Annotated in this window: 14 protein-coding genes; 3 read left to right on the top strand and 11 right to left on the bottom strand. The window is 64.0% G+C overall.

All coding sequences use genetic code 11. The features are described from left to right. Window positions 1–52: 52 nt before the first annotated feature. The 9 genes from KUH32_RS14320 to KUH32_RS14280 all read right to left on the bottom strand — a co-directional run bounded on the left by KUH32_RS14320 (window position 53) and on the right by KUH32_RS14280 (window position 8,950). Complete coding sequence (locus tag KUH32_RS14320; RefSeq protein WP_217779280.1) at window positions 53–814, bottom strand: helix-turn-helix transcriptional regulator; 762 nt, start codon at window positions 812–814, stop codon at window positions 53–55. 388 nt (window positions 815–1,202) lie between these two features. Next, window positions 1,203–1,925 (bottom strand): NapC/NirT family cytochrome c, encoded by a 723-nt coding sequence (locus KUH32_RS14315; protein WP_217779279.1) that lies wholly within the window; start codon window positions 1,923–1,925, stop codon window positions 1,203–1,205. A 29-nt stretch (window positions 1,926–1,954) separates the two neighbouring features. Continuing rightward, window positions 1,955–2,398 carry a nitrate reductase cytochrome c-type subunit gene (locus tag KUH32_RS14310; protein ID WP_217779278.1) on the bottom strand — a complete coding sequence of 148 codons (444 nt, stop codon included), beginning with the start codon at window positions 2,396–2,398 and terminating at the stop codon, window positions 1,955–1,957. A gap of 20 nt (window positions 2,399–2,418) precedes the next feature. After that, window positions 2,419–3,342, bottom strand: coding sequence for a quinol dehydrogenase ferredoxin subunit NapH (gene napH, locus KUH32_RS14305; protein ID WP_217779277.1), 924 nt, complete (start codon window positions 3,340–3,342; stop codon window positions 2,419–2,421). Continuing rightward, on the bottom strand, window positions 3,339–4,154 hold the full coding sequence (gene napG, locus KUH32_RS14300) for a ferredoxin-type protein NapG (RefSeq protein ID WP_217779276.1): 816 nt from the start codon (window positions 4,152–4,154) through the stop codon (window positions 3,339–3,341). The genes napH and napG overlap by 4 nt, the downstream gene beginning before the upstream one ends. 35 nt (window positions 4,155–4,189) lie before the next feature. Next, a complete protein-coding gene (gene napA, locus KUH32_RS14295; RefSeq protein ID WP_217779275.1) occupies window positions 4,190–6,679 on the bottom strand; it encodes a nitrate reductase catalytic subunit NapA in 2,490 nt (829 codons plus the stop codon). An 18-nt stretch (window positions 6,680–6,697) separates the two neighbouring features. Continuing rightward, window positions 6,698–6,964, bottom strand: coding sequence for a chaperone NapD (locus KUH32_RS14290; protein WP_217779274.1), 267 nt, complete (start codon window positions 6,962–6,964; stop codon window positions 6,698–6,700). Beyond that, the gene (napF, locus tag KUH32_RS14285) at window positions 6,958–7,470 is read right to left on the bottom strand and encodes a ferredoxin-type protein NapF (RefSeq protein WP_217779273.1); all 513 of its coding nucleotides are present in this window, start codon (window positions 7,468–7,470) and stop codon (window positions 6,958–6,960) included. The genes KUH32_RS14290 and napF overlap by 7 nt, the downstream gene beginning before the upstream one ends. Window positions 7,471–7,726: 256 nt before the next feature. Further along, entirely contained in the window at window positions 7,727–8,950 is a 1,224-nt protein-coding gene (locus KUH32_RS14280; protein WP_217779837.1) for an acyl-CoA dehydrogenase, read from the bottom strand. A 118-nt stretch (window positions 8,951–9,068) separates the two neighbouring features. Between KUH32_RS14280 and KUH32_RS14275 the strand changes: the two genes are divergently transcribed. The 3 genes from KUH32_RS14275 (at window position 9,069) to KUH32_RS14265 (ending at window position 11,639) form a co-directional block, all read left to right on the top strand. After that, entirely contained in the window at window positions 9,069–9,959 is an 891-nt protein-coding gene (locus tag KUH32_RS14275; protein WP_217779272.1) for a PfkB family carbohydrate kinase, read from the top strand. Then, window positions 9,959–10,867: a pseudouridine-5'-phosphate glycosidase gene (locus tag KUH32_RS14270; protein ID WP_217779271.1), complete on the top strand. Its 909-nt coding sequence runs from the start codon at window positions 9,959–9,961 to the stop codon at window positions 10,865–10,867. Before KUH32_RS14275 ends, KUH32_RS14270 begins: the two co-directional genes overlap by 1 nt. Window positions 10,868–10,946: 79 nt before the next feature. After that, entirely contained in the window at window positions 10,947–11,639 is a 693-nt protein-coding gene (locus KUH32_RS14265; protein ID WP_217779270.1) for a DUF502 domain-containing protein, read from the top strand. 6 nt (window positions 11,640–11,645) lie between these two features. Here the strand turns inward: KUH32_RS14265 and KUH32_RS14260 are convergent, their stop codons facing one another. After that, window positions 11,646–12,680, bottom strand: a complete 1,035-nt coding sequence (locus KUH32_RS14260; protein WP_217779269.1) for a patatin-like phospholipase family protein — start codon at window positions 12,678–12,680, stop codon at window positions 11,646–11,648. A gap of 76 nt (window positions 12,681–12,756) precedes the next feature. Beyond that, window positions 12,757–13,530 carry a 3-hydroxybutyrate dehydrogenase gene (locus KUH32_RS14255; protein ID WP_217779268.1) on the bottom strand — a complete coding sequence of 258 codons (774 nt, stop codon included), beginning with the start codon at window positions 13,528–13,530 and terminating at the stop codon, window positions 12,757–12,759. Window positions 13,531–13,573: the final 43 nt, after the last annotated feature.

The raw sequence follows: 13,573 nt of genomic DNA, 5'->3' as shown, positions 1-13,573 counted from the left end.
AACCCGGGATAGCTGCCTGATTTCACGGCAATTCACGGGGGCAGGGGTGCCATCACCCCCGTAGGATGAACATCTGATTCTGAAACGCTGCCTTGGCCACCGCTTGCGCCGTGGTTTCGACGTTCAGCGTTTCGCGTGCCAGGCGCAGATGTTTTTCCACCGTCGCCTGGGTCAGCCCCATGATCTGCGCGATGTCCTGCATCGTCTTGCCGTCGCCGACCCATTCCAGCGCTTCGCGCTGGCGTGGCGTCAGGCTCTGGTTCGGCAGGATCATCGGCAAGGTCAGGATCTTCAGGTGCACGATGTTGTTCATCAGCACGATGTCCGCTCCGTTTTCCTCCCAGACGACATCGGCATCGTCCTGGGTCATGCCGATACGGGCGGTCAGCGATATCGCGCCCTTGGCCCGGCTGGATACCGACTTGAAGGAAACGGTGTAACCTGCGTGCACCTTATGGGCCAAATTGAACTCGACGACACGGCGTTCTTCAGCGGTCAGTTCGCCTTTGGAAATGCGCTCGCCCATGACGCGCCAACTGCTCCAGCCTTCATTGTCCAACGCCCATTGCACCATCGGCCCATGCCGGTAGAGACCGCCTTCGACAAAGCCTTCGCGGTAATCGTGCGGATGATTGGACAGGACGACGAAATCGTTCGGGTCGCCCAGGGAATTCGCCGTGCGAAAACGGGTGAAGCCGTAAAGAAGCCGGTCGAACCCATAAGACGCCATGGTGTCGCAATGCATCTGCCAAAGCACTTCAACGCTGTCGGTGTTCGACAGGTCGATAAGGTATCGGCGAAGTCCTGGCGACATCAAGCAACCTCATTCAATCAATACCCACCGCGTAACCCGACGGGAACGGACACGCAACGGAAGCATCCAAGCAGGCTAGCATATTGCCAAAGCACTGTGTCCTGTCCAGACGCGCGAGCGCCAACTTGTCCGAAAGTCGCAGGAGACCGCCCGGGATGCCGTTTCCATACCGATCTACTTTACATAATACTGATTATAAGACTTGGTCTGTTGGCGCTGGCTGGGCCAGTCCTTTTCGGCGATCGCTATGACAGGAATTACTTTCGCACCCTACGCCCATGATTCAACGTAGAAAATCGCGCGGCTGACCTTTGTCATGCGCGAATGAAAAACGGCGCCCTGCGGCGCCGTTTTCGGTTTGGCCCGGGTATTCCCGCGTTCCAGGTGTTCAATCCTGCTTGGCCAGATAGTCGCGGATGCTGCCTGCATCGGCCTGCGACACGCGCACGCCTTTGGGTTCCGGGACCAACCCTTTCGCTTCGAGTTCGGCCACGACATCGCGATACCGTTCGAGATACCCTTCCGGCAGTCGGTGCGCGATGCCCTGGTGGCAGTCGATGCAGGTCTTGCCTTCGTCTTGGGCGATCTGGTGGTTGTCGGCCGCGCGGTTTTCCTGCTCGGTAAAGTCCATGTAGTCGAACTTGTGACAGTTCCGGCACTCGCGCGAGTCGGTCTTCTTCATCGCTGCCCAGACGCTGCTGGCCATGTCCAGGCGATGTGCTTCGAACTTTTCGGGTGTGTCGATGATACCGGTGACGAAATGGCCGTAGAGCTCCCAGCTGGCCTGGATCTTGCGCACGACCTTTGGCGCCCAAGCCTTGGGCACGTGGCAGTCGGGACAAGTGGCACGCACGCCCGAGGCGTTTGCCTCGTGAACCGAGCCCTTGTATTCCGCATAAACATTGACCCGCATCTCATGGCAGGAAATGCAGAATTCCTGGTTGTTGGTTTCTTCCATCGCCCAGTTGAAACCGCCCCAAAAGACGATACCCGCGGCGAAGCCGGTGATCATCAAGCCGCCCAACGAATAGACGGTCGATGGTGACCGGATCGCATTGATGATGCGGCGAAGAAAGCCGGGGCGCTTGCCCGGAGTGTCATTTCGCGACATGGCCTTGCTCCTTACCTGCTTGATCGCCCTCAGTTGCCGCTGGACGGGTTGAAGATGTTTTCGACCAGTTCCGGCGCGTTTGCCTGCGGCACGTGGCACTGCGTACAGAACCAACGAGTGCCGGAAATGCGGTCCATCTGGTTGCCATCGCGGTCCTGGTAATGGGTCATTGACAGCGTCGGCGCATGACGTTCGGCGGCGTTCGTCCAGTCATGGCATGCCAGGCAACGGTTGGCATTGGTGTCGATCTGGTAGTTGTCGATGCCGTGCGGGATCAGCGGCGGTTGCTGCCGGTAGGCCCGCGCGAACCGACCTTCATCCTGCTGATACAGGTTCAGCGGCTGGTCGAGATCGGCGACGCTCGAACCCCGCAGGCTGCTGACACCGCTGCCCGCGGACTGGGCGATGGCCAGCCCGCCGCTAATGACAAGCGCGGCCGCCACCGAAAGGCTGAGGATGGTTTGTTTTTTCATGGAACTTCTCCGTTCAGGTCTCAGGCCGCGCGACTGGCCTTGGTACTGGGGGTGTTTTTTTCCCGTTCCGGCCGGGCGGGTGCCGGGCTGTCGTCGAAACGGTGGGTGAAGCGGAAAACCTGCGGCGCGCAGACATCGATGCAGCGGCCGCAGTTCGTACAATCGGGCGACAGGATCAGGGGCGTATCTTCATCCCTGCCCCGCAGCGCCGGCGTGATCACATGCATCTCGGGGCACACGGCGAAGCAGTCCATGCAATCATCGCAAGCGGCACGGTCGACGGCCGAGACACGCAGCAGCGATTTCGTTCCGAGCAGCCCGTAGAAAGCCCCTACCGGGCAAAGATGGCCGCACCAGCCCCGGCGCGCCACGGCGAAGTCGAACACGAACACCGCCAGCACGAAGGCCCAGGCAAAGCCCATGCCGAAGATCAGCCCGCGATGCAGCATGGAGATCGGGTTGACCAATTCCCAGGCGATCACGCCGCCCAGAACCGAGACCGCCAGAACCATCGCCAGAACCCAGTAACGGGTGTTGGCCTTCGGCTGCCAACCCTTCGGCATGCCCAGTTTCTCGTGCAGCCAATGCGCGCCGTCGGTCACGGGATTGATCGGACAAACCCACGAGCAGTAAACCCTGCCGCCGATCAACGCATAAGCGGCGGCGACGATGACCGCGCCGATCAACGCGGTCGTTTCCGGCCAATGTCCGGCGACGATGGACTGGATCAGGATGAACGGGTCGGTCAACGGCAGGACACCGAAGGTCAGTGACCCGGACAAATTGCCTTTGACCCACCAGATCCCGAACCACGGGCCCAGCAGGAAGATCGCGAGGAAGAAGGCCTGTGAAAAGCGCCGCAGCAGAAGGTACTTGTGCGCGCTCAGCCAGCCTTTCTCGGCGATGGCGTCATGGCCTACGGGGATGTCGGCCTTGCGGCTCATTGCCCTGCCCCTCCCGGTAGCTTGAAAGCCGGCTCGAACTCGTAGCCGCCGGGCGCGGCCAGGTTGTCGGTGCCCGGCCCCGGCAGGCGGTCCGGCAGGTCGATCAGGTCGTCGACCAGGGGATCGGGGTTCTCCCAGCCCAGCTTGTAGTGGTCGGCCGCCTCGGCCATCGCGATATGCCGCGGCAACACCTTGATCGCCGCCTCGCCAGGCAGAACGCAGGACTTTTCGCATTTGCCGCAGCCGGTGCAGGCATCGGAATGCACGGTCGGCATGAAGATCGCGTGGTGGCCCGAGCGCGTGTTGTGGCGCTGTTCCAGCGTGATCGCCTCGTCGATCACCGGGCAGACCCGGTAGCAGACATCGCAGCGCAGACCGAGCGCGTTGAGGCATTTCTCCTCGTCGATCAGCACCGCCAGCCCCATCCGCGCGTCGTCGATATCGGTCAGGCCCTTGTCCAGCGCGCCCGTCGGGCATGCCGCGACGCAAGGGATGTCGTCGCACATCTCGCAGGGCACGTCGCGGGCGGTGAAGAACGGTGTACCGGTGGCAGCGCCATCGGCGCCCAGTTCCGCCAACACAAGCGTGTCATAGGGGCAATCGCGGACGCACAACCCGCAGCGGATGCAGGCGGCCAGGAAATCGTCCTCGGGCAAGGCACCCGGCGGACGAAGCGCCTGTGCCGGCAGCGCCTTGGCATCCGTCGCAAGCTTGGCCAACACCAACCCGCCCAGCGTACAGCCCGCGGCAGCCCGGGCCGCATCCTGCAGGAAGCGGCGCCGGTCCATCTTGGATTTTGGCTGGGAAGACATGGTGTTGGCTCTCTCTCTTGAAGTGCCGATTCAGATCAGGCCCGCTGCACTTTGCAGGCGCATTTCTTGAAGTCGGTCTCTTTCGAGATCGGGCAGGTCGCGTCCAGCGTCAGCTTGTTGGTCAACTGGCCTTCGTCGAACCAGGGCATGAACACCACGCCTTTCGGCATCTTGTTCCGGCCACGGGTTTCGACCCGGCTGATGACCACCCCGCGGCGGGTCGAGATCTCGATCTCCTGACCGCGTCGCAGGCCGCGCGCATCGGCATCCTCGGGATGCATGAAGACCTGGGCCGCCGGATACGAGCGGTGCAACTCCGGCACGCGCCGCGTCATCGACCCCGAATGCCAGTGTTCCAGCACCCGGCCGGTGACCAGCCAGAGGTCGTATTCGTCATCCGGCTCTTCGGCGGCGGGTTCGAATGGCGCGAAGATGATGTTCGCCTTGCCGTCGGGCTTGCCGTAGAAATTCACCCCCTCGCCTTCCTTGACGTATGGGTCATAGCCTTCGCGGAAGCGATAGAGCGTCTCCTTGCCGTCCACGACCGGCCAACGCAGGCCACGCGACTGGTGGTAGGTGTCGAAATCGGCCAGGTCATGCGCATGGCCGCGACCGAAGGCTGCGTATTCCTCGAACAGGCCCTTTTGCACGTAGAAGCCGAAATGCTCGCTTTCGTGATTGTTGAAGCCCTCGGCGACCTCGGACACCGGGAACTTGTCCACGGTGCCATTGGCATAGAGCACTTCGAACAACGTCTTGCCGCGCAGCTCGGGTTTCTTGTCCAGCAGTTCGGCCGGCCAGACCTCTTCGGTCTTGAAACGCTTGGAGAATTCCATCACCTGCCAGACGTCCGACTTGGCTTCGCCCGGAGCGCTGACCTGCTCGCGCCAGAACTGGGTGCGGCGTTCGGCGTTGCCATAGGCGCCTTCCTTTTCCACCCACATCGCGGTGGGCAGGATCAGGTCGGCCGACAGCGCGGTCACGGTCGGATACGGATCGGACACGACGATGAAGTTTTCCGGGTTGCGATAGCCCGGCAGGCTTTCCTCGTTGATGTTCGGCGCGGCCTGCATGTTGTTGGTGCACTGCACCCAGTAGGCGTTCAGCACACCGTCCTTGAGCATCCGGTGCTGCAACACGGCGTGGAAGCCGGGCTTGTCCGGGATCGTTCCGGCCGGGATGCCCCAGGCGGTTTCACAGATCTCGCGGTGCTTTTCGTTCATGACCACCATGTCGGCGGGCAGACGATGGGCAAAGGTGCCGACCTCGCGCGCGGTCCCGCAGGCCGAGGGCTGACCGGTCAGCGAGAACGGGCTGTTGCCGGGTTCGGAAATCTTGCCCACCAGCAGGTGCACGTTGTAGAGCAGCGAGTTCACCCACGACCCGCGGGTGTGCTGGTTGAAACCCATGGTCCACAGCGACATCACCTTGCGGTTCGGGTCTGCGTATTCCTGGGCCAGCTTCAAAAGGTTGGCTTCCGGCACGCCGGACATCTTCGACACTTTTTCCAGCGTGTATTCGCTGACCGCCGCGGCGTATTCGTCGAAGGTCATCGGTTCCAGCTTGCCCGAGTTGGCATTCGCCGCCGCCAGCTGAAGCGGGTGTTCGTCACGCAGGCCGTAGCCGATATCGGTGGCTGTCTTGGTGATGTTGACGTGCTTGTCCATGAACTCCTGGTTCACGGCGCCGTTCTCGATGATGTAGTGGGCGATATAGTTCAGGATCGCCAGGTCGGTCTGCGGCGTGAAGATCATGCCGTTGTCCGCCAGTTCGAAACTGCGGTGCTCGAAGGTCGAAAGGACGTGCACCTGCGCACCGGGCTTGGTCAGGCGCGTGTCGGTCAGGCGCGACCACAGGATCGGGTGCATCTCGGCCATGTTCGAGCCCCAGAGCACGAAGGTGTCCGCATGCTCGAGGTCGTCGTAGCAGCCCATCGGTTCGTCGATGCCGAAGGTGCGGATGAAGGCGGCCACGGCCGAGGCCATGCAGTGCCGTGCGTTGGGATCGATGTTGTTCGACCGGAACCCGGCCTTGTAAAGCTTGGCGGCGGCATAGCCTTCCCACACCGTCCACTGGCCCGAACCGAACATGCCGACCGCGGTAGGGCCTTTCTTCTGAATGGCCTCTTTCCACTTTTCGGCCATGATATCAAAGGCTTCGTCCCAGCTGACGGGTTCGAATTCGCCTTCCTTGTCATAGACGCCGTTGGTCTTGCGCAACAACGGCGTGGTCAGGCGGTCCTTGCCGTACATGATCTTGGACAGGAAATAGCCCTTGATGCAGTTCAGGCCGCGATTGACCGGCGCTTCGGGATCGCCCTGGGTGGCCACGACGCGGCCATCCTTGACGCCTACAAGCACCGAACAACCGGTGCCGCAAAACCGGCAGGCGGCCTTGTCCCAGCGGATGTCCGGGGCGCCGACCTGGGCCGTCGCGCCCTGCGGGAGCGTAATGCCGGCGGCCGACGCCGTGGCGGCGGCGGCGCTGGCCTTGAGAAAGCTGCGGCGGGATGTGGAGGCAGTCATGATGGGTTCTCCGGGATCTTAGGAATGGACCGAAGCCGTGGCGGCGTCCGCCCCGAGCTCTTCGAAATGGTGATATGTCAGCGTGACGGTGATCACGCCCGGGATCTGGTGCATGGCCATGATCTGATCCGAGGCCATTAGGTCGTCGGTATCCTCGACGGTGACGACGATCCGGCCGCCATCGACGGCGTGAACTTCGCTGCCTTCGGTGGCGTTGATCGCGGCGACGACCGCATCCACCTTGTCGGGCATGGCGTGCACGAGGCACCCGCAGATGTTCAGCATGCCTGAACCTCCCTCATGAGGCTGAATTCCTTCAGCGAAATGGCGTTGACCGGACAGGCCCCAAGGCATTCTCCGCAGCCTGAACAGGCGTCGTCGGCAATCTGCGGCACGGCGCGCCCGCCGGTTTCCAGCCGGAACCGGATGGCGCCTTCGCCGCAGTGGTCCTCGCACAGGCGGCAGGAAACGGCGTTCTTGGACAGGCATCCCCGGGAAACCCTGGCGCGATAGGGCCAGGGAATTTCGGCGCTTAGCGCACCGGGCTCGCAGGCCTCGGTGCAGGCACCGCAGAACGTGCAGGCGCCACGGGCGAATTCGATGGTGGGATAACCGTCGGCGGCCTGGCGGATGATCTTTTCAGGGCAGGCCCGGGCACAGTCGCCACATTGCGTGCACGCATCTTGAAAGGCCATTTCCTCGATTGCACCAACAGGTCGGATCGGAGGAACGGCGTTCGGCTGACCTCTCAGGAAACTTCTTCTGGACGCTTGTGCGGCCCGCGAAACCATACCTCAACTCCCTCTTCGCGCAGGCTCTGCTTAGTCCCGGAGGCAGTCGATTTCCTTGACATCGATCAATGTTGGCGAATTGTGCACACCAGATGAATGATTTTTTCTCAGTGCATTTTCAGATAGTTGCGGGTTCGCTCGGAAACGGGACACAAGCTTGCGCCTGCTGCGCAGTGCTGAACCCGACGTCGGGGAACAGGCCGGCTGGCCCGCCCCGACAATCACCCGACATACTGCTCGATCCGACCCGCCGGGATCAGAAGAATGCCTGCAAACCCGTCTGAGCCCGGCCCAGAATCAGCGCGTGCACGTCATGGGTGCCCTCGTAGGTGTTCACCGTTTCCAGGTTCAGCATGTGCCGGATCACCTGGAACTCGGCCGAAATCCCGTTGCCGCCATGCATGTCGCGGGCCATGCGCGCGATCTCCAGCGCCTTGCCGCAGTTGTTGCGCTTGACGATGGAAATCATCTCGGGGGCGCCCTGAGCCTCGTCCAGAAGGCGGCCGACCCGCAGGCTGGCCTGAAGCCCGAGCGCGATCTCGGTCTGCATGTCGGCCAGTTTGCGCTGGAACAGCTGGGTCTGGGCGATGGGCTTGCCGAACTGCTTGCGGTCCAGCCCGTATTGCCGAGCCGCGTGCCAGCAGAATTCGGCGGCGCCCAACACGCCCCAGGAAATGCCGTAGCGCGCGCGGTTGAGACAGCCGAACGGACCTTTGAGGCCCTCGACATGCGGCAGCAGCGCGTCCTCGCCCACCTCGACCCCGTCCATCACGATCTCGCCCGTGACCGAGGCCCGCAAGGACAGCTTGTTGCCGATCTTGGGCGCCGACAGGCCCTTGACGCCCTTTTCCAGCACGAAACCACGGATCTTGCCGCCATGGGCGTCGGACTTGGCCCAGACGACGAAGACATCCGCGACCGGACTGTTCGAAATCCACATCTTGGACCCGGTCAGCCGATATCCGCCCGCGGTCTTTTCGGCGCGGGTCTTCATGCCGCCGGGATCGCTGCCGGCATCCGGCTCGGTCAGCCCGAAACACCCGATCCAGTCGCCGCTGGCCAGCTTGGGCAGGTATCTCCGGCGCTGATCCTCGGAGCCATAGGCATAGATCGGATACATCACCAGCGACGACTGCACCGACATCATCGACCGATAGCCGCTGTCCACCCGCTCGATCTCGCGCGCCACCAGGCCGTACGAGACATAGCCCGCGCCCAGGCCGCCATATTCCTCGGGCACGGTGATGCCCAGCAGACCCATCTGCCCCATCTCGGCAAAGATCTCGGGCTCCACCCGTTCCTCGTTGAACGCGGCGATCACGCGCGGCGCCAGTTTCTCGGCAGCGTAGGCGCGCGCGCTGTCGGCGATCATCCGTTCGTCCTCGGTCAGCTGATCGGCCAGACGGAACGGGTCCTGCCAGTCGAACCGGCCCAGGTCGGGCGCGTCCTTGGCTTTCAGGGTCGGGGCGGATTTGCTCATCTCGTTCATGACGGTCTCTCCTCTTGGCGCCAGCATAGCGCATCACGACCCAAGGAAAACGCCGAAAACTGCGGCGCTTTGGCTTGCACGCGCGCCCTGCCCGCGCCAAACAGACGCCATGACGAACGCCCCCGACATCCTGTGCATCGGCTCGGTCCTGTGGGACGTGATCGGGCGCTCGCCGTCGCAGATGCGGGTTGGCTCGGACGTGCCGGGGCGGATCACGCGCGTGCCCGGCGGCGTGGCGCTGAACATCGCGATGACGCTGGTGCGCTTCGGTCTGCGCCCTGCCCTGCTCAGCGCCGTGGGCCGCGATGCCGAAGGCGCCGAGCTGGTGGAATCGGTCAGCCGGATGGGCATCGACTGTGCCCTGCTCTACCGCTCCGAAGACCTGCCCACCGATGTCTACATGGCGATCGAAGGCGCCGGCGGGCTGGTCGCCGCCATCGCGGATGCGCATTCGCTGGAAGCGGCGGGCAAACGCATCCTGAGCCCGCTGTTGGACGGGCCGCTGGGATCGCCGGATGCGCCCTATGCGGGCCGGATCGCGCTGGACGGCAACCTGACCGAGGCGCTTCTGTCCGACATCGCCGCCAGCCCGGCCTTCGCACGCGCCGATCTGCGCATCGCCCCGGCCTCGCCCGGCAAGGCCGAACGGCTGGCGCCTTTCCTGCGCGCAAGACGCGGCACGCTTTACGTCAATCTCGAAGAGGCCGGCTATCTGTGCCAGGCGCAGTTCGACGATGCCGAAAGCGCAGCCCAGGCGCTGCTGAAGCGGGGCGCGGCCCGGGCGCTGGTCACCCATGGTGGTGCGCCCTGCTGCGACGCGACCCAAGACGGCACCCTGAGCCACCAACCGCCCGAAGTGCTGGTCCGCCGGATCACCGGCGCGGGCGACACCTTCATGGCCGCCCATATCGCCGCCGAGGCCGGTGGCGCCGAGCGCGGCGCGGCGCTGGAACGCGCATTGCAAGCCGCCGCCGCCTATGTGTCCGGAGAGATCGTCTGATGCTGACCCTGTCGCCCCCCGTCAAAGCCGCGTTGGCCGACAACCGCCCCGTCGTGGCGCTGGAATCCACCATCATCACCCACGGCATGCCGTGGCCCCGCAATGCCGAGGTGGCCCTGCAGGTCGAAGCGGCCGTGCGAGAGGCCGGCGCAGAGCCAGCCACCATCGCCGTGATCAATGGCACGTTGCATGTCGGCTTGGACACCGCGCAGATCGAGGCGCTGGCCCAGGCCAAGGGGGTCGCCAAGCTCAGCCGCGCCGATATGGCCGTCTGTATCGCGCAGGGCCGCACGGGGGCCACCACCGTGGCCGCGACGATGATCGCGGCCCACCGCGCCGGGATCTGCGTCTTCGCCACCGGCGGGATCGGCGGCGTGCATCGCGGCGCCGAGCACAGCTTCGACATTTCCGCCGACCTGCAGGAACTGGCGCAGACGCCGGTCACCGTGGTGGCAGCCGGTGCCAAGGCGATCCTGGACCTGCCCAAGACGCTGGAAGTGCTCGAGACGCTGGGCGTGCCGGTCATCGCCTATGGCCAGGCCGCCCTGCCCGCCTTCTGGTCATGCGACAGCGGGATCAAGGCACCGCTGCGTATGGACAGCCCAAGCGAGATCGCCCGCGCCCACGTGGCGCGCGCCGAACTTGGCCTGCCGGGCGGGCAGTTGGTGACCAACCCGATCCCGACGCGGGCCGAGATCGCGAAAGCCGAAATGGATCCGATCATCGCCACGGCGACCGCCGACGCCATGCGCCACGGCATCGCCGGCAAGGCGCTTACCCCCTATCTGCTGCAACGGATCTACGAACTGACCGGGGGGCGGTCGCTGGAGGCCAATATCGCGCTGGTCGAAAACAATGCGCGGCTGGCAGCCGCGATTGCCCGGGAATTGACCGAAATCGCCGGGTGAAGCGCCGTTGCGTCACCCTGACCATTGTGAGGGCCGGAACAAGTGCCTAGGTTAGGCGCATTGCAGTCCGCGGAAGATCATGACAACGCCCTTCGACCCTGAAACGCGCAAGCCCGGCCTGTTCGCCAGCCTGCGCTCCTCATTCCTGACCGGCATCGTGGTGATCGCCCCGGTGGGCCTGACGATCTGGCTGATCTGGACATTGTTCGGCTGGGTCGACGGCTTCGTGCTGCCGCTGGTGCCGGACCGCTTCAACCCCGAACAATACATCGGCATCAACCTGCGCGGCGTTGGCGTCATCTTCTTCCTCGTCTTCACCATCCTGGTGGGTTGGGTCGCCAAGGGGCTGATCGGGCGGTCGCTGATCCGTTTCGCCGAAAGCCTGGTCGAACGCACGCCGGTGGTGCGGTCGATCTATTCCGGCATCAAGCAGATCGCCGAAACGGTGTTCGCCCAATCCGAACGCAGCTTCGAAAAGGCCTGCCTGATCGAATACCCCCGCAAGGGCATCTGGGCCATTGCCTTCATCTCGACCGATACGCGCGGCGAAGTGGCCGACAAGGCTGCAGTCATGGGCGGCATGGTGTCGGTCTTCGTTCCGACCACGCCGAACCCGACCTCGGGCTTTCTGCTGTTCTTTCCCAAGGAAGACGTGATCGAACTGGACATGACGATCGAAGACGCGGCCAAGCTGGTGATCTCGGCCGGCCTGGTCTACCCCAACGGCAAGGACGCCAAGGCGGCGGTCGAGGATCTGCGCAAGGCCTCCTGACGTCGTTCAGCCGAACATCGCGCGCAGATCGACGGTTTGCCGTTCGTTCAGGTCCTTCTTGTGCAGGCGCAGGAATTCGCCCGTCGCACGGCGCCCGGCCTCTTTCAGTTGCGCCAGCACGGTGGGCACCGGAACCAGCTTGGTCGCAACCGACAGTTCGTTCATCAGCGCATCGTCCGCGATCATGTGCACGCGCACATCCTTCATGCGCCCCGGCTTGACCGAGCCGTCCGCCAGAAGGCGCTGGACGAACTCGATCGCGCGCAATTCGCGCAAAAGCGACGAGTTGAAGCTGATCTCGTTGATCCGGTTCTGGATCTCGGGCGGCGTGACCGGCACGTCGTCGCGGCGCAGCGGGTTGATGTTGACGATCACAACGTCATCCGGCAAGGCCTTGTCATACAACGGAAACAGCGCCGGATTTCCTGTGTATCCGCCATCCCAGAACGCGTCGACCACACCGGTTTCGGGGTCTTCGACCTCGACCGCCTGGAACAGCGTCGGCAGGCAGGCCGAAGCCAGAATGGACTGCGTGGAAATCGCGTCGCCCTGGAACACGCGGATCTTGCCGTCGCGCACATTGGTGGCACAGACGAAAAACGCCGGCCCCTCATGCGCGCAGACCCGCCCGAAATCGAACCGTTCGACGATCCGCTCGAGCGGGTTGCGGTAGAGCGGCCCCCAGGCATAGGGCGACACCATCCGGCCCACCGCCTCGCCCGCCGTGTATCCCGGCGAATAGGCCAGCGACTGGCTGATCAGCCAGGGATCGGGCAGCCAGGCCTGCATCCAGTCCGGCATTGCGGCATCGTCCATCGCCCCCATCTGGTCCCACAGCCAGTCGAGGTTCTCGCGGGCGCCCTCGCGGCCGCCGGCCAGCAGGCCCGCCTTCAGCGCCGCGCCGTTCAGCGCACCGGCCGAGGTGCCCGAGATCGCCGCGATTTCGACATCGTCTTCGTCCAGCAACCGGTCGAGAACACCCCAGGTGAACGCACCATGCGCGCCGCCACCCTGCAGGGCCAGGTTGATCCGCTTGGTCATCGCCGCTGCTCCTGCTTCATCTTGCCAGATAAACTCCGGGGAGCGCGAGGGGCTGGCCCCTCGCACCCGCCACCGCTCACAAGGCGGTCCAGCCGCCATCCACGGAAATCGTCGTCCCGGTGATCTGCGCCGCCGCGTCGGAACACAGGAACACCACAGTGCCGCCCAGCTGTTCCACCGTTGCGAATTCCTTGGAGGGCTGGCGTTCCAGCATGACCTGTCTGATCACGTCCTCGCGGCTCATGTCGTATTTCTTCATCGTGTCCGGGATCTGCGCTTCGACCAGCGGGGTCAGCACGTAACCGGGGCAGATGGCGTTGGCGGTGATGGGCTCCTGCGCGGTTTCCAGCGCCACGACCTTGGTCATGCCGACGACGCCGTGCTTGGCCGCGACATAGGCGGATTTGTAGGGCGACGCCGTCAGCCCGTGGGCCGAAGCGATGTTGACCACCCGGCCCCACCCCGCCTTGCGCATCATCGGCAGCGCGGCGGCGGTGGTGTGAAAGGCCGAGTTCATGTTGATCGCGATGATCGCGTCCCATTTGTCGACCGGAAATTCGTCGATCGGTGCGACGTGCTGGATGCCGGCATTGTTGACCAGGATATCGCAGGCCCCCGCCTGTTCGACCAGCGCCCGGCATTCGTCGGCTTTCGACATGTCGGCCTTGATGTAGCGCACCGCGACGCCGTGTTCCTCGGCGATCTCGGCGGCCAGCGCGTGATCCTCGGGGCGGTCGGTGAAGGAATTGATCACGACCGACGCGCCGGCGCGTGCCAGTTCCCGCGCAATGCCCAACCCGATGCCGGAATTCGATCCCGTGACGATTGCGGTCTTGCCTGCAAGCGACATGCGTGCCTCCTGATGCTGCTTTGCAGCAAGTCTAGGCGCTGCA

The sequence above is a fragment of the Thalassococcus arenae genome, from assembly GCF_019104745.1.
GTDB classification, from domain to species: Bacteria; Pseudomonadota; Alphaproteobacteria; order Rhodobacterales; family Rhodobacteraceae; genus Thalassococcus_B; species Thalassococcus_B arenae.
This window is presented reverse-complemented; position numbering and strand designations above follow the sequence as displayed.

Excerpts from the sequence above, each read along its gene's own strand:
- KUH32_RS14320 (WP_217779280.1), bottom strand. The coding sequence starts at position 814 with ATGTCGCCAGGACTTCGCCGATACCTTATCGACCTGTCGAACACCGAC.
- KUH32_RS14315 (WP_217779279.1), bottom strand. The coding sequence starts at position 1,925 with ATGTCGCGAAATGACACTCCGGGCAAGCGCCCCGGCTTTCTTCGCCGC.
- KUH32_RS14310 (WP_217779278.1), bottom strand. The coding sequence starts at position 2,398 with ATGAAAAAACAAACCATCCTCAGCCTTTCGGTGGCGGCCGCGCTTGTC.
- napH (WP_217779277.1), bottom strand. The coding sequence starts at position 3,342 with ATGAGCCGCAAGGCCGACATCCCCGTAGGCCATGACGCCATCGCCGAG.
- napG (WP_217779276.1), bottom strand. The coding sequence starts at position 4,154 with ATGTCTTCCCAGCCAAAATCCAAGATGGACCGGCGCCGCTTCCTGCAG.
- napA (WP_217779275.1), bottom strand. The coding sequence starts at position 6,679 with ATGACTGCCTCCACATCCCGCCGCAGCTTTCTCAAGGCCAGCGCCGCC.
- KUH32_RS14290 (WP_217779274.1), bottom strand. The coding sequence starts at position 6,964 with ATGCTGAACATCTGCGGGTGCCTCGTGCACGCCATGCCCGACAAGGTG.
- napF (WP_217779273.1), bottom strand. The coding sequence starts at position 7,470 with ATGGTTTCGCGGGCCGCACAAGCGTCCAGAAGAAGTTTCCTGAGAGGT.
- KUH32_RS14280 (WP_217779837.1), bottom strand. The coding sequence starts at position 8,950 with ATGAGCAAATCCGCCCCGACCCTGAAAGCCAAGGACGCGCCCGACCTG.
- KUH32_RS14275 (WP_217779272.1), top strand. The coding sequence starts at position 9,069 with ATGACGAACGCCCCCGACATCCTGTGCATCGGCTCGGTCCTGTGGGAC.
- KUH32_RS14270 (WP_217779271.1), top strand. The coding sequence starts at position 9,959 with ATGCTGACCCTGTCGCCCCCCGTCAAAGCCGCGTTGGCCGACAACCGC.
- KUH32_RS14265 (WP_217779270.1), top strand. The coding sequence starts at position 10,947 with ATGACAACGCCCTTCGACCCTGAAACGCGCAAGCCCGGCCTGTTCGCC.
- KUH32_RS14260 (WP_217779269.1), bottom strand. The coding sequence starts at position 12,680 with ATGACCAAGCGGATCAACCTGGCCCTGCAGGGTGGCGGCGCGCATGGT.
- KUH32_RS14255 (WP_217779268.1), bottom strand. The coding sequence starts at position 13,530 with ATGTCGCTTGCAGGCAAGACCGCAATCGTCACGGGATCGAATTCCGGC.